Raw genomic sequence first — 19,059 nt, forward strand, 5'->3', positions numbered from 1 at the left:
TTAAAAATGAATCGCTTTTCCGTCGACGGCCAGCGCTGCTTCCATCATCGCTTCTGACAGCGTCGGATGCGGATGAATCGTGTGGGCAATTTCCCACGGTGTTGCATCAAGCACGCGCGCTAATCCAGCTTCGGAAATCATATCTGTGACGTGCGGACCAACCATATGCACACCTAACACATCGTCTGTTTTTGCATCAGCGATGATTTTTACAAATCCGTCAGCTTCCCCATATACGAGCGCTTTTCCGATCGCTTTAAATGGGAATTTGCCAACTTTCACATCGTATCCTTTCGCTTTCGCCTCTTCTTCTGTTAAACCAACACTCGCTGCTTCCGGACGGCTGTAAATGCATTTTGGTACCATCTCATAATTGAGCGGATGAACGGTATGTCCAGCAAGGTGTTCAACCGCGATGATTCCTTCATGTGAAGCGACATGGGCAAGCTGCAACCCACCAATTACATCGCCAATCGCATAAATATGTTTTTCTTTCGTTTGATAATACTCGTTCGTTTGAATAAATCCTTTTTCGATGACAATATCAGTATTTTCTAATCCGATGCCTTCAACGTTCGCTTGACGTCCGACAGAAACGAGCATTTTTTCAGCTGTAAACGTTTCGTTTTTCCCGTTTATTTCGGCCTGAATAGTTACACCATGTTCAACAACGAGTGTGTCAGGCAATACTTTCGCTTTTGTAACAATGCGCACACCACGCTGCTTTAATATTTTCTCGATCTCTTTTGATACGTCGCGATCTTCCGTCGGCAAAATACGATCCGCGTATTCAATGACCGTCACATCGACACCGAAATCGTTCAACATCGACGCCCATTCGATTCCGATTACACCGCCACCAACGATGATGATAGAAGATGGCAACGTCTCTATACGCAACGCTTCATCTGACGTCATAACGAATTGACCGTCAATGGTTAAGCCAGGCAACGTACGTGGACGGGAACCTGTTGCAATAACAACATACTTCGGCACAAGCATTTCATTTTCCGTTCCATCATTCATCTCAACTGAAATCGTTCCTGGCATCGGTGAAAAAATCGATGGGCCTAAAATGCGTCCTGTCCCTTCATACACATCGATTTTCCCTTTTTTCATCAACATGTGAATGCCTTTATGCAACTGCTCAATGATCGCTTGCTTGCGCGCTTGCACTTTAGCAAAATCTAAACGCACCTCGCTAGCAAGTACACCAAACGTTTCGCTTTCTTTCGTCTGGGCATATACTTCCGCACTTCGTAACAACGCTTTGCTCGGAATGCATCCAGCATGCAAACACGTTCCACCAAGCTTTCCTTTTTCTACAACTGCTGTTTTTAAACCGAGTTGGGCAGCGCGAATCGCAGCGACATATCCGCCCGTTCCGCCCCCAAGTATGACTACGTCGTACTCTTTTGCCATCGTTTCATCCCCTTAAACCGTTGTTTTGACCGCCTGTGGATATTGTTTCGCTTCTTCTTCTCCGCGCAATACGCGAAGCGCCCCTTCAGCAAGCGCCTGCAATTCATTTTCCCCTGGCTGCACGATAACATCGGCAATCCATTGCACGCGATCCGCAATTTCTTTCACAAACTGTTTTCCATACGCTAAGCCACCCGTTAAAATAATGGCATCGACTTTTCCAGCTAGCACTGCGCTTGCAGCTCCAATTTCTTTCGCTACTTGATATGCCATCGCACTATAAATTAGTTTCGCTTTCTCATTACCATTTTCGATCATTTGTTCAACTTTCACCGCATCGTTCGTCCCTAAATAACCAACGAGCCCCCCGCCACCAACGAGCATGCGCATAATTTCTTCACGATAATATTCACCCGAAAAACAGAGAGAGACGAGATCACCAGCCGGTACAGTGCCAGCGCGCTCTGGGCTGAACGGCCCTTCTCCATCTAGTCCGTTGTTTACATCAACGACACGTCCTTGTTTATGTGCGCCGACTGTAATGCCTCCACCCATATGCGCAACGATCAAATTCACTTCTTCATACGCTTTTCCCATTTGTTTGGCGACGCGGCGAGCGACAGCTTTTTGATTGAGCGCATGAAAAATGCTGCGGCGTTCAATAAGTGAAAAACCAGAAATGCGGGCAATTGGATCAAGCTCATCGACGACGACCGGATCGACAATAAATGCCGGTATATTTAATGCTGAAGCAATTTCGTGCGCTAAAATACCGCCAAGATTGGAAGCGTGTTGACCTGAGTATCCGCGCTTTAAATCTTGCAGCATCGCTTCGTTTACGGCGTACGTTCCACCTTCAATCGGACGGAGCAAGCCACCGCGCCCGCATACCGCATCAAGTTTCGAAATGTTGATCCCTTCATGATCGAGCGTTTCTAAAATCGTTTGCTTTCGGAATTCATATTGGTCGATAATTTTTTTATACGCTCGCAACGCTTCCGTATCATGTCGAATCGTTTTCTCTAAAATGGAGCGCTCGTTATCAAAGACGCCGATTTTCGTTGACGTCGATCCCGGATTAATGACTAAGATGCGAAATGAATGTTCTTGCAATGTTTGACCCTCCATTTTTATCATCGACGAAGCGAGAACGATCCGTCCTCGCTTCGCTACGTGTTTTTAGCGCGTGCGGCGACGGCTTAAAATATGCTGACCGTTTTGTAAAAATTGGCTGCGTGATTGACGCATTTTTGCAATACGCTCCTCAGCTAAACGATCAGCGGCTTGATATGTCGGAATGCCGTCACGCTTCGCAATTTCGATGACTTTTTCGATGTTGTTGTAAATTTGTTCAACTTTTTTCATTGCGCGTTCGCGGTTGTATCCGTATAACTCATCTGCTACGTTAATGACACCACCAGCATTAATGACATAATCCGGCGCGTAAACGATGCCCATTTCATGAATGATGTCTCCATGTCTTGCTTCGCGTAATTGGTTGTTCGCAGCGCCAGCAATCACTTTTGCCTTTAATTGTGGAATCGTTTGATCGTTAATGATTCCTCCGAGCGCACACGGAGCGAAAATGTCGCAATCTACCCCGTAAATGTCGTTCGGGTCTACTGCTGTTGCGCCAAACTGTTCGACAACGCGTTGCACCGCTTCTTTATTAATATCTGTAACGATGAGCTTTGCTCCTTCTTCATGAAGATGACGACATAAATTGTAAGCCACGTTGCCGACACCTTGTACTGCGACAACTTTTCCTTCAAGCGAATCGCTACCAAACGCCTCTTTTGCCGCCGCTTTCATTCCACGGTAAACACCGTACGCCGTAACCGGAGAAGGATTTCCAGAAGAACCGAACGCTGGTGAAATACCTGTCACATAATCTGTTTCTTCGTAAATAATGTCCATATCAGCAACTGTTGTACCAACATCTTCTGCCGTAATGTAACGACCATTTAATCCTTGAATGAAGCGACCAAACGCCCGGAACATCGCTTCGTTTTTGTCCTTGCGTGGATCCCCGATGATGACCGCTTTTCCACCGCCAAGATTCAAGCCAGCTGCAGCGTTTTTATATGTCATACCACGCGCTAAGCGAAGAGCATCCTCGATGGCCGCATCTTCTGATTCATACATCCACATGCGCGTTCCGCCTAGCGCTGGACCGAGCGTTGTATCATGAATCGCAATGATCGCTTTTAATCCTGACTCTTTATCTTGGCAAAACACTAATTGTTCGTAATCGTACTGCTCCATATATTTAAAAATCTCCATCTTTCGTTCCCCCTTGTTATTTGTTCGCTGCACAAATTGCTAGTGCTAATGAATATAACTTACTCTCTGCTGAATCAGCACGAGAAGTTAAGACGATTGGCGCTTTTGCGCCTGCGATAATCGCTCCAACTTGTGCGCGGGCAAAGTATACGAGCGATTTATAAAGCACATTTCCTGTTTCAATATTTGGCACAACTAAAATATCAGCCTGTCCTGCCACCGAACTTTGAATGCCTTTATGTTGGGCAGACTCGACGGAAATGGCGTTATCTAAAGCGAGCGGACCATCGACGATGCAGTCTTTCAATTGCCCACGTTGGTTCATTAACGAAAGAGCGGCAGCGTCAATCGTTGCCGGCATCGCTGGATTCACGACTTCAACAGCGGCGAGCGGAGCAACTTTTGGATGACTGATTCCAACTGCTTTCGCCACTTGTACCGCATTCATAATAATTTCTACTTTTTGTTGCAAATCAGGCGTAATGTTCATTGCGGCATCGGTAACAAAAATAGGCCGTTCATAATGTGGCACATCAAATAGGGCGACATGCGACAAAACATTGCCTGTACGAAGCCCATACTCTTTGTTTAATACCGCTTTTAAAATGGTTGCCGTCGGTACGTTCCCTTTCATTAGAACGCTCGCTTCTTTTCCATGTACCGCTTTCACGGCCATGTGAGCTGCTTCCTCTTTTGTCGAAGCATGAACGATGCGAATATGATCGCGATGTACATCGTGAACATGCTCGGGAACAAGGCGCGATAAAACCGACTCATCGCCATATAAAACGAATCGCCCGAATCCCGCTTGTAAAGCTTGTGCGACCGCTCTTAACACTTCTGTATCTTCAGCTGCCGCCACAGCTACAGTCGCTTCAGGAAATTGGGTTGCTTTGGTGATCAACGATTGTAGCTTCATCTCATCTACTCAACCCCTTTATTTTTTCGTCACTTTTTATTATCGCAAAAATCGTGCCAACTTTTTTGGTATTGAAAACGCTTTATTTTATTTATTTTTAACTGCAACTTTTTGCATACTATGAACATTATTGCATGCTTTTTTTGTCAAGTCCATACTTTTCAAGTTTGTAATATAAATTTCGAATCGAAATGCCGAGTTGTTTAGCAGCAGCGGTTTTATTCCCTTGACACGCGCGTAAAACGCTTTCAATCACTTTTGCTTCGTACTGTTCAACTAATTCCGCTAACGGCTTAGACTCATGCGTCCATTCTGGAGACGAAAGATGTTCGTGCTCTTTCGGTTTATGCAACAACGAAATATGTTTTCGTTCAATGAACATTTCATTGTATTTCATAAAAATCATAGCCCGTCCTAACACATTTTCTAACTCTCGTACATTTCCTGGCCAATCGTATGAAAGCAAGTCATTTAGCGCATCATCCGTAATTCCTTCCACATTCCGTCCATAATCTTGATTTAGTTTTTGTATGAGCCGCTCACATAGCGCCGGAATATCTTGTTTGCGCGCACGTAATGGAGGAATGTGAATCGGCATGCGATTTAACCGATAATATAAGTCTTCACGAAACGTTCCATCGGCAATCGCTTTTTCGAGATGAACATTCGTTGCGGCAATAACACGCACATTAATAGGGATCGGCTTTGTGCCACCAACGCGCACAATTTCTTTTTCTTGCAAAACACGCAACAATTTCGCTTGCATATTGGCAGATAATTCACCTATTTCATCTAAAAAAATACTTCCGTTGTTCGCTTCTTCAAACAATCCTTTTTTTCCCCCGCGTCTTGCCCCTGAAAATGCACCTTCTTCATAACCAAACAACTCACTTTCAAGCAGCGATTCAGAGATGGCAGCGCAGTTCACACGAACGAATTTGTGATATTTTCGATCACTTGCATTATGAATGGCATGGGCGAACAATTCTTTTCCTGTCCCTGATTCGCCACGAAGCAAAATGGTTGCCGGTGTTTTCGCTGCTAATTTCGCTTGTTCAATCGCTAACATCATTTCCTCTGACGTGCCAACAATGTCATCGAAGGAATATTTCGCTTCCAATGTGCGAATAATTTGGCGCGCACGTTGCAATTCAGAAGTTAGTTGCTCAATTTCTGATACATCATGAATGACGCCAACACTTCCTTTTAACATCCCATCAACAATAATTGGGGCGACGTTGACGACGACATCACGTTTTTTTGGACCGACTTTCATGCGTACACCCCTTACTGGTCGGCGTGTTTTCAACACTTTCATGTGCATGCTTTCCCCTTCGGAAATGTCCGCTGTCGCTGGTTTTCCAATCACTTCTTCTTCTGACAAACCGGTCAGTTTCGTGTACGCTGGATTAATTAAAATGCCGTTACCATGCTCGTCAACGACCGAAATAGCTTCTTCTGAAGAATGAATAATCGCTTCTAACATCGTGCGAATTTCTTTTAAGTTTGTTACCTCTTCTGCTAAATGAACAACTTCTGTAATATCTTTAAATACTGCGAAAGCACCAAATAGTTTTCCGTTTTCATCTATAAGCGGAATACGCGTCGTAATCATTTTTTTTCCATTTTCTAATAACAGTTCTTGGTTTAACTCTACTTCCCTCGTTTGTAATACGCGCGGCAAACCGCTAGCTGGAATGACATGTAAAATATGAGTACCAACCACTTCTTTTTTCGCTTTCCCTATCATTTTTTCTGCGCTCGGATTCACATGCGTCACATAACCGCGTTCGTCAATTACGATCATTCCATCATGCGTCGAGTTAAAAATGAGGTCATGTTTTGTTGTCGCTGTTTTCAACGTAGCGATCAATTGCTCTTTTTCTTCGACGAGCTGTGCAATAATATATGCGATGTCACCTGGAATGACGACCGTATGTGCAGGACTAGCTTGGCGCAACGCCGTAAACACGTGATCGTCTCCTGTTACTTCGACAATGATATCAATATGTTCCGTCAACACATCACGCCAGTTATTGCTCGTTTGAATCCCCATCTCCCGCGCGATACTTATTCCCGGTGCATCATGATTTCGATCCACAACGGCTACAACATCCATCAATTTTGTTTCATGAAACATTTTTAATAGTGCACTTCCACCTTTGCCTGCCCCAACAATTAATACTTTTTTCATTTCCCATCACCTATTCGTTTGCAATTTTTTGCAGACGCTTTCATCATACATTGTTTTTCTTTTCTTGACAAACAAACGAAAACATTTATGATGAAAACAGAACGAATGGAAAGGGTTTTGTTTTATGCAACGAACGATCGCCTTACTTATTTTGCTTATTCCTGGATTTATCGCAGCGTTAGGAATTAAATGGATGCGCGATACAGCATTCGGCATTTTACACGCACCAATCCCATCGCTTGTCGTTCAGTTCTTGCTCGGTTTCATTTGCTTCATCGCTGGCCTCGGTTTTATCGGGGGATTTATTTTACACCGCGATCGCAAGCGAAATAAAGTACAAGCTCGCTTTCAAAAAAAGAAACGCTTCGATTCAGAGTGATCGAAGCGTTTTTTCACGTATATGTTTCGCTTTTTCAGGAAAATCAGTGAATATACCATCCACTTTATATTGAAACATGTTTTTCATCCATTCTTCTTTATTGATTGTAAAAGGACGCACGAGCAAATCATTCGCGTGGGCCGCTTCAACGAACGATCGATCAACTGTCGGATGGTACGGATGAAGCGCTAAAGCGCGTAAAGTATGGGCGTAATTCCACGGTTGATGTAGCTTTTCCATATATAGTAGAGCCGTTTCAATGTGCGGTGCTAACGTACGGCATGTCGCCATACTTTCATGGTTAAATGAAGAAAAAATGACACGTGACGCTAAACGATATCGTTCAACGAGCTCTATCGTTTTTTCTTCTAATCGTTCATAAGGCACGAGGTTGTTTTTTAATTCAATATTGATGAGCAACGAATTACCTTGTGCCCACTCAAGCACTTCTTGTAGCGATGGAATCGGACAAAAACCGTATTGTTTAAATTTATAATTAGCGTTTAATTTCCGCAACTGACGATACGTCATTTGCCCAACCCATCCTGTTCCGTCTGTCGTGCGATTGACCGTTTCATCATGAATGACAACGACAACACCGTCTTTTGCAAGCTGTACGTCAAGTTCGATTCCGTCTGCTTGCACTCGCTCAGCTTCCATAAAAGATACCATTGTGTTTTCCGGATGCGTCCCTGCCGAGCCGCGATGAGCAAAAATATGCGCCATCCTTTTCCCACCTTTAAAAACGTTTTATACTTAACATATGAAAGGGGTGACACTTATGCGACCGTTACAAATTTCGTTACAAACAGCCCAAAAGCTATCTAAAGCGTTAAATATGCCGATAGAACAAATTATGCACATGCCTCAACACGTATTAATCCAAAAATTACTCGAAATCGAAAAAAACGAACAACAAAAAAGGTAGCCATCCGACTACCTTTTTTTTAGCTCGCCTTATGTTCGAGTCTTAACCGATCAGCGACCATCGCGATAAACTCAGAGTTTGTCGGCTTTGCTTTTGACATGCTGACCGTATGACCAAATAAAGACGAAATCGACTCTAAATTGCCGCGACTCCATGCGACTTCAATCGCATGACGAATCGCTCGCTCTACGCGACTAGCTGTTGTGTTATATTTTTTTGCAATATCTGGATAAAGTACTTTCGTAATCGATCCGAGCAATTCCACGTCGTTATACACCATAGCAATCGCTTCACGCAAATATAAATACCCTTTAATATGTGCAGGAACACCGATTTCGTGAATGATGTTTGTAATGCTCGCATCTAAGTTTTTCGGTTTTCCGTCGCGAATTGGTGAAAGAAGTGGTGGACGCTTTAATACAGCTGGTTTTTTTCCGCATACTTGGCGCACTTGATTCACTAAATGTTCGATGTCGAACGGCTTTAAAATGAAGTAAGAAGCGCCTAGTTCAACAGCTTTTTTCGTTACATCTTCTTGACCAAACGCTGTCAACATAATTACATGAGGCAGCGGCTGTTTAATTATCCGCAATTTTTCTAGTACAGCTAACCCGTCCAAATGCGGCATAATAATGTCAAGAATCAATACATCTGGATCGCGTTCGCGCAACAATTGCAAACAATCTTGTCCATTATACGCAACACCAATAACTTCCATGTCTCCTTGGCTTGTAATGTATTCCTCAAGCAAGTGCACTAATTCTCGATTATCATCTACAATACACACTTTTATTGTACTCACGAAATCCTTCCTCCCTAAAGCAATGATCTTTTGTCACATACGTGCTTAATTCGACGCCATGGACAAAAATCCTTTTTCGCTTTGCAAAATTAGTCAAATAATTTATATTTTTCATAAAACATGCACGTACACTTTTTCTTTCATTTTACACTACATACTTACGTCGTGTCATGATAAAATATGACAAATTGTGTGGAAAAACAAAAAGCAAGCTAATATTAGCTCGCTTTTTGCTTGCTTTTATCGTAAATGTTAATTCCAGCTTCATGCAACATCCACTCGATATGCACGCCGTATCCAGATGTCGGATCGTTAACAAATACGTGTGTCACCGCACCAATTAATTTTCCGTCTTGAATGATTGGACTTCCGCTCATTCCTTGAACGATACCGCCCGTTTTTTCTAACAAACGAGGATCGGTCACTTTAATAATCATTCCTTTTGTAGCAGGAAATTTCTGTGGTGTTACGCTGACGATTTCAACATCAAACGCCTCCACACGATCTTTTTCAACAACGGTCAATATTTTTGCAGGCCCTTTTTTTACATCTGTTGATAGTGCAATCGGCATTGGTTCATCAAAAATGCCATTTTGAATCGGTTTCGAGAGCTTGCCGAAAATACCAAACGGACTGTTCGTTTTAATGTCACCGATGACTTGTTTATCACTTGAAAACCTCGCTAGCTTTTCACCCGGGCTACCATTTCTTCCTTTATCAATGGCTGTTACCGTTGATTTAACAATCGTTCCGTTGCGAACGACGATCGGCTTTCTCGTGTCCATATCAGAAATGACATGACCGAGTGCGCCATATATGTTTGATTTCGGATCATAAAACGTCATCGTGCCGATTCCTGCTGCTGAGTCACGAATATACAATCCGATGCGGTATGCTTCGTCTTGTTTATCTTTTAACGGAGTGAGCGTCGTTTCAAACGTATGACGATCACGCGCAACAGTCAGTCGCAACGGCTTCCCTGTCTTTCCCGCTTCTTCGATGAACGGGGACACGTCCGTCATCTTTTCGATTTTTTTCCCGTTGATGTGCGTAATCGCATCTCCAACTTGGATGCCGGCCGTTTCGCCCGGCGACTGCTTCCCTTGTTCCGTTTCGACTAAGTGATGGCCCACGACGAGAACACCAACCGTATTCAGCTTCACGCCAATCGATTGACCACCTGGAACGACTTTGAAGTCTGGCAATACTTTTACATTGACTTGTTTAATCGGAAATCCTGCCATTTGCAGTATAACATCACTTTCTCCGACATGTTCTCCGCTAATTGCTAACTTTTCTTTTTGTTGAACATGAACCGCATTCGTTGTTACAGCTTGAACGGGGCCAAACGCAGGCACATGAGCCGTTTGCCCGTGAAATAAAACAAGTTGTTTCGGAATTTTTACATATTTTTGAAATGGCGTTGCCATACTGAGAACGATAAAAGAAACAAGGAGAAATGCACCTATTCCTTTTCTTAATTTGTCAAAATCCAAATGTCTTCACTCTCCTCGTTCCTACGTACACACCGAATCCTACACTATTTAATGTTGCCTGAAACAATCGAAATATAACCGAATGAAATGAAAAAACAATGCCAATGTTGGTATTTATGCTGTTTCATTTTTGATTTTTTCCGCTAGTTGTAACAACTCATGAGCGTGCTGTTTCGTCAGTTGGGTAATTTCTACTCCCGAAATCATGCGGCTAATTTCGTTAATTTTTTCTTCTTCATTTAATGCTTCAACGGTCGTTTTCGTCCGTCCATCGACCGTTTCTTTAGCGATGAATAAATGCGTATCTGCCATCGCCGCAACTTGGGGCAAATGCGAAATGCAAAGCACTTGTGAATGACGTGCGACGCGATAAATTTTTTCTGCAATCGCTTGAGCTACTCGTCCGCTCACACCCGTATCCACTTCATCAAAAATAATGGAAGTAACACCTTGATGTTTTGAGAAAATGCTTTTTAAAGCGAGCATGATGCGCGACAGTTCCCCACCTGACGCAACTTTAGCAAGCGGCTTTAACGGTTCACCAGGATTCGTCGAAATGTAAAATTCAACTTCATCTATGCCACTTGCATGCAATTTGACAGGAACCCCATCCACTAACGGATCATCGTATGCCCCTTGACGCTTGCGAAAGACGACATCAAATGTCGTCTTTTCCATGTATAAATCTTTCAGCTCTTGATGAATATTATCAATGAGCTGCTTAGCATATTGCATGCGCAACTCGCTAATATGCTTTGCTTCAACTAACAAATCGGCAGTAATCGATTGAAGTTCAGCTTGCAATTTATGAATATGATCGTCGCGATGTTGAATGGTTTCAATTTCTTCTTCCACTTTTGCCGCATATTCTAAAATATCGCGCACTGTTTTACCGTACTTGCGTTTTAAATGGTTAATCTCATTTAAACGGCTTTCGATTTCATCAAGTCGAAGTGGATCATATTCTAGCCCGTCTAACTGCCCACGTAGTTGATGAGCAACTTCTTCCAATAAGTAATAACAGTTCGATACGACTTCTTGCGCTTGTTTTAGCGATGCGTCCAAGTCGCTGACATGATCTAAATGGTTCATCGCCAAACCGATCCAATCAAGGCCGCGCTGTTCCCCGTAAAGCGCCTCATAACTGCTTTGCAGCGCTTCATATATTTTTTGGAAGTTAACGATTTTACGTCTCTCTTCCATTAGCTGTTCATCTTCATCTGGCTGTAGCTGCGCTTTTTGAATTTCATCTAGCTGAAATGTTAACAAATCTAACCGATGAGCCATTTGTTGTTCATTTTCGTTCAACTTCTGCAACTGGCGTTTCACCCGCTCGTACGCCGCATACAATGCTCCATACTCTTCCAACGCCTCTCGGATACGTTCTCCACCATATTCATCTAATAATCGCAAATGTTTACTCTCATCGAGCAGTTCTTGATGTTCATGTTGTCCGTGAATGTCAACAAGTGTTGCACCGACTTCACGTAACGTTGCAATCGTTACTAACTTCCCGTTAATGCGACAAATACTTTTCCCGCTCTCCGTAATTTCACGGCGAAGCACAATCATGCCGTCGCTTATATCGATGCCAAGTTCAGCGCATTTGTTGTAGCACGGATGGTCGTCTTGTTCAAGCAGAAAAAGTCCTTCAATTTCTGCTTTCGCCTCCCCATATCGAACAAACTCCGCTGAACCGCGCCCACCGATCAATAAATGAATAGCGTCAATAATAATTGATTTCCCCGCCCCTGTTTCTCCTGTTAAAACGGTTAATCCTTTTTCGAATGAGAGCGAGAGCGATTCAATAATGGCAAAATTTTTAATAGATAACTCTGCTAACATGTTCGACTCACACCTTTATTACAGCATGTCCAATAATCGTTTCGAAATGACTTCTGTATCTTCGGGCGTGCGACAAATAATTAAACACGTATCATCCCCACAAATCGTTCCAACAATTTCATTCCACTCTAAATGATCCAGCAACACTCCGATAGCATGCGCATTGCCCGGCAACGTTTTCATCACAAGCAAATGGCCAGCCCCATCAATTTTTACGAATGCATCCATCAGTGCTCGCTTCAATTTCTGTAGCGGATTAAACCGTTGATCCGCCGGTAAGCTATATTTATATCGGCCATCCATCATCGGAACTTTCACTAAATGAAGTTCTTTAATATCTCGGGATACAGTCGCCTGTGTCACGTTAAATCCTTCTTTTCGCAACATATCAACAAGCTCATCTTGCGTTTCAATATCATGATTGGAAATAATTTCACGAATTTTAATATGACGTTGTCCTTTATTCAACGAAAACACCTCTCTCGTGTGTATAACATTTGCATATTTATACTTCTATGTTACCGAACGATTCGTGGGCAAACAAGAGGGAATAACCGTCTGTTATTCCCCTGCATGTTCTTTATTTTCTTTCAGTTCAGCATGCGCCACCTGAACAACTTCTTCCGGAGAAACAGTTAAACAATTTTCTCCTTTTTCTTTTCCTTCCCAACGTAAATGAAGTAAAAACTCAATGTTTCCATCGCCGCCTGTAATAGGGGAGTTCGTGAGCCCCATCACGTCGTATCCTTCTTGTTGAGCGAATGCGATGATCGTTTCAAGCACTTGTACGTGAACGCGCGCATCACGAACGATGCCCTTTTTCCCAACTAAATCTTTTCCAGCCTCAAACTGTGGTTTGACTAACGCAACGACATCGCTATGAGGCACTAAAATCGTCTTTAACACAGGAAAAATAAGCTTCAAAGAAATAAACGATACATCGATCGTCGCGAAATTTGGTAAACCGACGTGGAAATCGCTCGGTGTCACGTAGCGAAAGTTCGTCCGCTCCATCACAACAACCCGCTCATCTTGTCGTAATTTCCACGCCAATTGGTTGTAGCCAACATCAAGAGCGTACGACAACTTCACTCCATTTTGCAGCGCACAGTCCGTAAATCCACCTGTTGATGCGCCAATATCGATCATCATTTTATCCTTTACTTGAAGCGAAAATGCACGTAACGCCTTTTCTAATTTCAGTCCCCCTCGACTGACATATGGCAATGCATTTCCTTTTACCGTAAGCGGAATGTCAACGGGGACTTTTTCCCCTGGCTTGTCAAGCCGCATTTCGTTTGAATAAACGAGCCCAGCCATAATCGTCCGCTTTGCTTTTTCGCGCGTTTCAGCCAACCCACGCTCTACAAGTAGTACATCTAAACGTTCTTTCTTCCCTTTCATCTCTCATGCCCTTTTTCTTTTTTTCGGAGTTAATAAACAAATGCGCTCCATCACATGTTCTGTCGTCAACCCAATTTCTTCTAAAAGTTGCGACACATTCCCGTGCTCAATAAAACGATCCGGAATGCCCATTCGATCCATGACTGCTCCATGGTAGCCGTGATCATGGGCAAATTCAAGCACAGCGCTTCCAAACCCACCTTGAAGCACAGCTTCTTCAATTGTAAGTAGCGGCATACTTTTTTTCAGCAATGTATGCAACATATGTTCATCAAGCGGCTTAATAAAGCGAGCATTGACCACCTGCACAGAAATGCCGTCATGCGCAAGACGTTCGGCTGCTTGAAGCGCCATCGGAATCGTCGTACCAAACGTTAAAATAGCGACATCCGTCCCTTCCCGCAACACTTCCCACGTGCCGATTGGGATAGTTTTCAATTGCTCATCCATCGGGACGCCAAGACCGTTGCCGCGCGGAAAACGCATCGCAATCGGTCCCGCATCGTATTGAATCGCTGTATATACCATATGCTGCCCTTCATTTTCATCTTTCGGCATCATTAATACGATGTTTGGAATGTGGCGCAAAAATGCGATGTCAAACACCCCTTGATGCGTTTCACCATCAGCCCCAACAAGCCCTGCACGGTCAATGCCGAGAAATACGTTTAAGTTTTGGCGACAAATATCGTGGACAACTTGGTCATACGCCCGCTGTAAAAACGTTGAATAAATCGCTAAAAACGGCTTCATTCCTTGCGTCGCTAAACCAGCAGCCATCGTTGCCGCATGTTGTTCTGCAATTCCAACGTCGTACATGCGCTCAGGAAATTCGCTAGCAAACCCTTCGAGCTTCGATCCGACCGGCATTGCTGGGGTAATCGCGACAATGCGGCGATCCTCGCGCGCCAATTTACGAACGGTTTCACTAACAAGTGCACTCCACGATGGAGCAGATGGCTTTGATTGGATGAAATCCCCCGTCTCAATTTTATAAGGTCCTGTGCCATGCCACGTTCCGACTTTATCGTTTTCTGCTGGGTGATATCCTTTTCCTTTTTTCGTTATCACATGAACGAGAACAGGACCTTTCGTCTTTTTCGCATAATGTAAGTTTTCAAACAAATCTTCAAAGTTATGGCCATCCACCGGTCCAAAGTACGTAAATCCTAGCTCTTCAAAAAATACACCTGAAACGAGCAAATACTTAATGCTATCTTTGACTCGTTCTGCAGTTGCAGCAAGCTTTCCACCGACAGCTGGGATTTTCTTTAATAACATCTCTAGTTCATCTTTTACCCAATGGTATTTCCCGGCTGTTCGCAACCGCCCAAGTACATTATGCAATGCACCAACGTTTGGGGCAATCGACATTTCATTGTCGTTTAAAATGACGATCATATCTTTTTTCTCGTGTCCGATATGGTTTAACGCTTCCAATGCCATTCCACCTGTAAGCGCACCATCTCCAATGATTGGAACAATATGTTCATTCGTTCCTTTTAAATCGCGTGCAATGGCCATTCCCATCGCAGCCGACAATGATGTCGAACTATGTCCTGTCTCCCATACATCATGTTCGCTTTCACTTCGTTTTGGGAAGCCACATAATCCTTTATATTGACGCAACGTATCGAATTGATTCGCCCGACCGGTTAAAATTTTATGCACGTACGATTGATGGCCGACATCCCAAATGAGCTTATCTTTCGGGCTGTCGAATACTTTATGAAGCGCAATCGTCAATTCAACAACACCGAGGTTCGGACCAATATGTCCTCCTGTTTTTGATAATTTTTCAATGAGAAACTGTCTAATTTGTTCACTTAATTGAATTAACTGTTCATTCGACATTCGTTTTAAAAATTTCGGGTTTTGAATCGCTTCAAGATCCAATGCGACCACTCTCTTTCATATAGGCTAAACAACTGATATAATACAGGTTTTTTGTAGTTTTAATTATACAGGCAAACATGTTTACACGCAAAAAAGAGCCGCTTACACAAACGTGTGAACGGCTAACATTTCTTTTCCACTATACCACATGTTGTTTATTTCCTCAATGATATTAATGATCGCGCGTTTCAATGAGGTCGCAAATGTAATGTAACAGCGACGCGTCGAGTTCTGTTTGTTCAAGAAGTGTGCGTGCCTCCGTCATATGATCGCGTAGTTTACGCTTTGCCCCGTCAAGCGTCAACAGCGCTGGATAAGTCGATTTATCATTTTCGACATCGCTTCCTACTTTTTTCCCAATTTTTTGTTCTTCCCCTTCAATGTCTAATATGTCATCGCGAATTTGAAACGCCAATCCGAGATGATCGGCAAAGGCCGTTAACAACGTTAATTGTTGTTCCGTTGCCCCACCTAGTATCGCACCTGCTCGAATGCTGTATTGCAACAGTTTTCCTGTTTTATGACGATGAATATATTCCAATTGTTGCAAGCTAATCGTTTTCCCTTCCCCTTCTAAATCAGCGACTTGCCCACCAACCATTCCTTCAGGTCCAGCCGCTTTTGCCAACTCCGAAATGAGTCGAACTTTGACATCGGGCGAAGTGTTTTTATCATCTGCTATCACTTGAAAAGCATACGTGAGCAACGCATCGCCTGCTAAAATCGCATTCGCTTCCCCAAACACTTTATGATTCGTCGGTTTGCCGCGGCGTAAATCGTCGTTATCCATACTCGGCAAATCATCATGAATGAGCGAGTACGTATGGATCATTTCGAGCGCACAGGCAACGGAAATGCCGATGTCCACCGGCTTACGAAATGCGTGTAACGTGGCAAGCAACAAAAGGGGACGAATGCGCTTTCCCCCTGCTTGCAATGAATACAACATCGCTTCTTTTATTGTTTCAGGTGCTTGCAACGGCTCAATATATGCCGGGAGCTGTTGTTCAATTTGCGCTTTATATTGTCGCAATAGCGATTGTATTTTCAACTTTTACTCCTCCTGCACCATAAACGGTTCAAGTTGCCCATCTTCTTTCAAAATGAATTCCATTTGCTTTTCCACTTGCTGTAGTTTATCGTGACAAAACTTCGACAATTTCATACCTTCTTGAAAAAAGTGGATCGCCTCTTCAAGTGGAACGTCCCCTTCTTCGAGCTTTTGTACAATTTCCTCGAGCTTGTTCATCGCTTCTTCAAACGTCATATATTCCCCTCCTCAATATTCGAAACAACGCAATGTGCCCGTCCGTCTTGAAAACGAATGTGAATACGGTCCCCTTCTTGCAATTGTTGTACCGTCTTAATGAGCGTTTGTTGCTCATCGTAAGCTAAACTATATCCGCGTTCCATAATTTTTAGCGGACTGAGTGCATCAAGTTTCGCTAGTTTTGTAGTGAGCAACCATGCTTTTTGTTTCATCACATCGTTCATGTTACGAACAATGGTATGCTCTAGCGTACGCAAGCGATCCGCAGCTTTTTCGATTCTTGACTGCGGATGATGGGCAAACAACGTCAACTGTACTTGTTGAAGTTGGTTCCCTTTTTGCTTTAACATATCGTTCATTTGTCGACGCAGGCGGTCAACGAGCGTGTCGAGCTGTTGCTCTTTTTGTTCATAAAGTCGTTTCGGATAGCGAAAGGCGTACGCGGAACGCAATGATTGCAATCGCTTTTGCTCCGCATTTACGCGCTCTTTCATCGCTCGAATAAGGCGAGCTTGTTGATCGGACACACGCGAGAGCAAATCAGCTATATGCGGAACAGCAAGCTCAGCTGCTCCGGTTGGCGTCGGTGCACGCAAATCAGCAACAAAATCAGCGATCGTATAATCTGTCTCATGTCCAACAGCAGAAATAATCGGAATACGAGAAGCAAAAATTGCCCGCGCCACGATTTCTTCATTGAACGCCCAAAGTTCCTCAATTGATCCCCCACCACGTCCGACGATAAGCACGTCAACGTTCCCCATTTCATTCGCTTTTTGAATGGATTGAACAATCGATAGCGGAGCTTGTTCACCTTGAACGAGCGTTGGGAATAAAATAACTTTCGCTAACGGATAACGCCGGCGAATCGTCGTTAAAATATCGCGGATGGCCGCTCCCGTCGGCGATGTAACAACGCCAATATGTTGTGGGAATTTCGGGATCGGCTTTTTATGCGCCTCAGCAAATAATCCTTCTTGTTCCAATTTCTTTTTTAGCTGCTCATACGCTAAGTAAAGCGCACCAATGCCATCCGGCTGCATTTCTTTTACGTATACTTGATACGCGCCGCTCGGTTCGTATACGGAAATTTCGCCGCGCACAAGTACAGTCATCCCATTCTCCGGTTTAAACGTTAATTGACGATTATACCCGGCAAACATGACAGCTTGAATGCGCGCTTGTTCGTCTTTTAAAGTAAAGTACATGTGCCCACGCGAGTGGTATGTAAAGTTCGAGATTTCCCCTTTAATCCATAAATCTTGTAAATGTGGGTCGACTTCAAATTTTCGCTTAATGTATTTCGTTAACGCCGCAACCGTTACATACTTCATTTGTGCCACAGAAAAAACCTCGCTTATTGGTGTTGTTCACGAGCTGCTTGAATCGTGTTGTTTAACAGCATCGTAATGGTCATCGGCCCAACTCCTTTTGGCACAGGAGTAATATAGCTAGCTACTTCTTTTACATCATCAAAATCGACATCTCCGCATAACTTTCCATTTTCTAATCGATTAACACCAACGTCGATGACAATTGCTCCTTCTTTCACATGTTGAGACGTAATGAGCTTCGGCTTTCCGACAGCAACGATTAAAATATCGGCTTGGCTCGTAATCGCTGCTAAATCGTTTGTGCGTGAATGGCAATATGTCACTGTCGCATGTTCGCGCAAAAACAGTTGTCCGACCGGTTTACCGACAATATTGCTTCGTCCGACAACAACAACATGTTTTCCTGCAATGTCAACTTGCAAAGATTGAACCATATATAAAATACCATACGGTGTGCAAGGTAAAAACGTCCGTTGTCCCGTCATCATTCGTCCAATGTTTAACGGATGAAAACCGTCAACATCTTTCTCAGGCGCAATCGCCTCAATGACGTGCAATTCATCAATTTGTTTTGGTAGCGGCAATTGTACTAAAATACCGTGTACCGAGCGATCTTCATTCAAACGAGCAATTTGCTCTAGCAAAAACGACTCACATATGTCAGCTGGAAACGTAAGTAAAATCGAGCGAATCCCAATTTCTTCACATGCTTTTTGTTTCGCTTTCACATACGATTGAGAAGCAGGATGATCTCCGACAAGAATGACGGATAATGTCGGCTCAATGCCTGCTTGTTTTAACTTTTCCACTTCTTTTGCTAATTGCGCTCGCTTTTCTTTCGCTAATTCAAAACCGCTAATGATTTGTGCTGCCATAAACCCTTCTCC

Annotated in this window: 18 protein-coding genes; 2 read left to right on the top strand and 16 right to left on the bottom strand. The window is 43.5% G+C overall.

The genetic code is table 11. The features are described from left to right. From lpdA to K1I44_RS01045, 5 genes are all read right to left on the bottom strand, one after another. Positions 1-1,422, bottom strand: coding sequence for a dihydrolipoyl dehydrogenase (lpdA, locus tag K1I44_RS01025; protein ID WP_219985006.1), 1,422 nt, complete (start codon positions 1,420-1,422; stop codon positions 1-3). Positions 1,423-1,434: 12 nt separating this feature from the next. Then, positions 1,435-2,535, bottom strand: coding sequence for a butyrate kinase (gene buk / locus K1I44_RS01030; protein ID WP_003394189.1), 1,101 nt, complete (start codon positions 2,533-2,535; stop codon positions 1,435-1,437). A gap of 66 nt (positions 2,536-2,601) precedes the next feature. Then, on the bottom strand, positions 2,602-3,705 hold the full coding sequence (bcd, locus tag K1I44_RS01035; protein WP_003394188.1) for a branched-chain amino acid dehydrogenase: 1,104 nt from the start codon (positions 3,703-3,705) through the stop codon (positions 2,602-2,604). A gap of 16 nt (positions 3,706-3,721) precedes the next feature. After that, positions 3,722-4,624 carry a phosphate butyryltransferase gene (gene yqiS, locus K1I44_RS01040; protein ID WP_003394182.1) on the bottom strand — a complete coding sequence of 301 codons (903 nt, stop codon included), beginning with the start codon at positions 4,622-4,624 and terminating at the stop codon, positions 3,722-3,724. 127 nt (positions 4,625-4,751) lie between these two features. Further along, positions 4,752-6,818, bottom strand: a complete 2,067-nt coding sequence (locus K1I44_RS01045; RefSeq protein ID WP_219985007.1) for a sigma 54-interacting transcriptional regulator — start codon at positions 6,816-6,818, stop codon at positions 4,752-4,754. Positions 6,819-6,942: 124 nt separating this feature from the next. Between K1I44_RS01045 and K1I44_RS01050 the strand changes: the two genes are divergently transcribed. Continuing rightward, entirely contained in the window at positions 6,943-7,197 is a 255-nt protein-coding gene (locus tag K1I44_RS01050; protein ID WP_003394167.1) for a DUF2627 domain-containing protein, read from the top strand. On the opposite strand, the gene K1I44_RS01055 is transcribed toward K1I44_RS01050, so the two are convergent. Beyond that, the gene (locus K1I44_RS01055; RefSeq protein WP_219985008.1) at positions 7,189-7,923 is read right to left on the bottom strand and encodes a glycerophosphodiester phosphodiesterase; all 735 of its coding nucleotides are present in this window, start codon (positions 7,921-7,923) and stop codon (positions 7,189-7,191) included. The genes K1I44_RS01050 and K1I44_RS01055 overlap by 9 nt on opposite strands. A gap of 55 nt (positions 7,924-7,978) precedes the next feature. Between K1I44_RS01055 and K1I44_RS01060 the strand changes: the two genes are divergently transcribed. Then, a complete protein-coding gene (locus K1I44_RS01060) occupies positions 7,979-8,125 on the top strand; it encodes a YycC family protein (RefSeq protein WP_003394152.1) in 147 nt (48 codons plus the stop codon). A gap of 19 nt (positions 8,126-8,144) precedes the next feature. Here K1I44_RS01060 and spo0A read toward each other — a convergent pair whose 3' ends face one another. The 10 genes from spo0A to folD all read right to left on the bottom strand — a co-directional run bounded on the left by spo0A (position 8,145) and on the right by folD (position 19,047). Then, a complete protein-coding gene (spo0A, locus tag K1I44_RS01065) occupies positions 8,145-8,927 on the bottom strand; it encodes a sporulation transcription factor Spo0A (protein ID WP_003394150.1) in 783 nt (260 codons plus the stop codon). A gap of 218 nt (positions 8,928-9,145) precedes the next feature. Next, positions 9,146-10,423 (bottom strand): SpoIVB peptidase, encoded by a 1,278-nt coding sequence (gene spoIVB, locus K1I44_RS01070; protein WP_219985009.1) that lies wholly within the window; start codon positions 10,421-10,423, stop codon positions 9,146-9,148. A 114-nt stretch (positions 10,424-10,537) separates the two neighbouring features. Beyond that, positions 10,538-12,268, bottom strand: a complete 1,731-nt coding sequence (recN, locus tag K1I44_RS01075) for a DNA repair protein RecN (RefSeq protein WP_003394147.1) — start codon at positions 12,266-12,268, stop codon at positions 10,538-10,540. A gap of 18 nt (positions 12,269-12,286) precedes the next feature. Further along, on the bottom strand, positions 12,287-12,736 hold the full coding sequence (gene ahrC, locus K1I44_RS01080; protein WP_003394146.1) for a transcriptional regulator AhrC/ArgR: 450 nt from the start codon (positions 12,734-12,736) through the stop codon (positions 12,287-12,289). Between the two features lie 93 nt (positions 12,737-12,829). Continuing rightward, a complete protein-coding gene (locus K1I44_RS01085) occupies positions 12,830-13,672 on the bottom strand; it encodes a TlyA family RNA methyltransferase (RefSeq protein ID WP_219985010.1) in 843 nt (280 codons plus the stop codon). A 3-nt stretch (positions 13,673-13,675) separates the two neighbouring features. Next, positions 13,676-15,568, bottom strand: a complete 1,893-nt coding sequence (gene dxs, locus K1I44_RS01090) for a 1-deoxy-D-xylulose-5-phosphate synthase (RefSeq protein ID WP_219985122.1) — start codon at positions 15,566-15,568, stop codon at positions 13,676-13,678. 172 nt (positions 15,569-15,740) lie between these two features. Continuing rightward, complete coding sequence (locus K1I44_RS01095) at positions 15,741-16,613, bottom strand: polyprenyl synthetase family protein (RefSeq protein WP_219985123.1); 873 nt, start codon at positions 16,611-16,613, stop codon at positions 15,741-15,743. A 9-nt stretch (positions 16,614-16,622) separates the two neighbouring features. Then, complete coding sequence (locus K1I44_RS01100; RefSeq protein ID WP_003394142.1) at positions 16,623-16,835, bottom strand: exodeoxyribonuclease VII small subunit; 213 nt, start codon at positions 16,833-16,835, stop codon at positions 16,623-16,625. Next, the gene (gene xseA / locus K1I44_RS01105) at positions 16,832-18,172 is read right to left on the bottom strand and encodes an exodeoxyribonuclease VII large subunit (protein WP_219985124.1); all 1,341 of its coding nucleotides are present in this window, start codon (positions 18,170-18,172) and stop codon (positions 16,832-16,834) included. The genes K1I44_RS01100 and xseA overlap by 4 nt, the downstream gene beginning before the upstream one ends. A 23-nt stretch (positions 18,173-18,195) precedes the next feature. Continuing rightward, positions 18,196-19,047 (bottom strand): bifunctional methylenetetrahydrofolate dehydrogenase/methenyltetrahydrofolate cyclohydrolase FolD, encoded by an 852-nt coding sequence (gene folD / locus K1I44_RS01110; protein WP_003394139.1) that lies wholly within the window; start codon positions 19,045-19,047, stop codon positions 18,196-18,198. Between the last annotated feature and the right edge of the window lie 12 nt (positions 19,048-19,059).

The sequence above is a fragment of the Anoxybacillus sp. ST4 genome (assembly GCF_019448545.1).
Lineage (GTDB): Bacteria > Bacillota > Bacilli > Bacillales > Anoxybacillaceae > Anoxybacillus > Anoxybacillus pushchinoensis.

What these genes read in the sequence shown, in the direction of transcription:
- folD (WP_003394139.1), bottom strand. Translation starts at nt 19,047, where the DNA reads ATGGCAGCACAAATCATTAGCGGTTTTGAATTAGCGAAAGAAAAGCGA.
- recN (WP_003394147.1), bottom strand. Translation starts at nt 12,268, where the DNA reads ATGTTAGCAGAGTTATCTATTAAAAATTTTGCCATTATTGAATCGCTC.
- K1I44_RS01060 (WP_003394152.1), top strand. Translation starts at nt 7,979, where the DNA reads ATGCGACCGTTACAAATTTCGTTACAAACAGCCCAAAAGCTATCTAAA.
- lpdA (WP_219985006.1), bottom strand. Translation starts at nt 1,422, where the DNA reads ATGGCAAAAGAGTACGACGTAGTCATACTTGGGGGCGGAACGGGCGGA.
- xseA (WP_219985124.1), bottom strand. Translation starts at nt 18,172, where the DNA reads ATGAAGTATGTAACGGTTGCGGCGTTAACGAAATACATTAAGCGAAAA.
- K1I44_RS01045 (WP_219985007.1), bottom strand. Translation starts at nt 6,818, where the DNA reads ATGAAAAAAGTATTAATTGTTGGGGCAGGCAAAGGTGGAAGTGCACTA.
- bcd (WP_003394188.1), bottom strand. Translation starts at nt 3,705, where the DNA reads ATGGAGATTTTTAAATATATGGAGCAGTACGATTACGAACAATTAGTG.
- K1I44_RS01055 (WP_219985008.1), bottom strand. Translation starts at nt 7,923, where the DNA reads ATGGCGCATATTTTTGCTCATCGCGGCTCGGCAGGGACGCATCCGGAA.
- K1I44_RS01050 (WP_003394167.1), top strand. Translation starts at nt 6,943, where the DNA reads ATGCAACGAACGATCGCCTTACTTATTTTGCTTATTCCTGGATTTATC.
- K1I44_RS01085 (WP_219985010.1), bottom strand. Translation starts at nt 13,672, where the DNA reads ATGAAAGGGAAGAAAGAACGTTTAGATGTACTACTTGTAGAGCGTGGG.
- K1I44_RS01100 (WP_003394142.1), bottom strand. Translation starts at nt 16,835, where the DNA reads ATGACGTTTGAAGAAGCGATGAACAAGCTCGAGGAAATTGTACAAAAG.
- yqiS (WP_003394182.1), bottom strand. Translation starts at nt 4,624, where the DNA reads ATGAAGCTACAATCGTTGATCACCAAAGCAACCCAATTTCCTGAAGCG.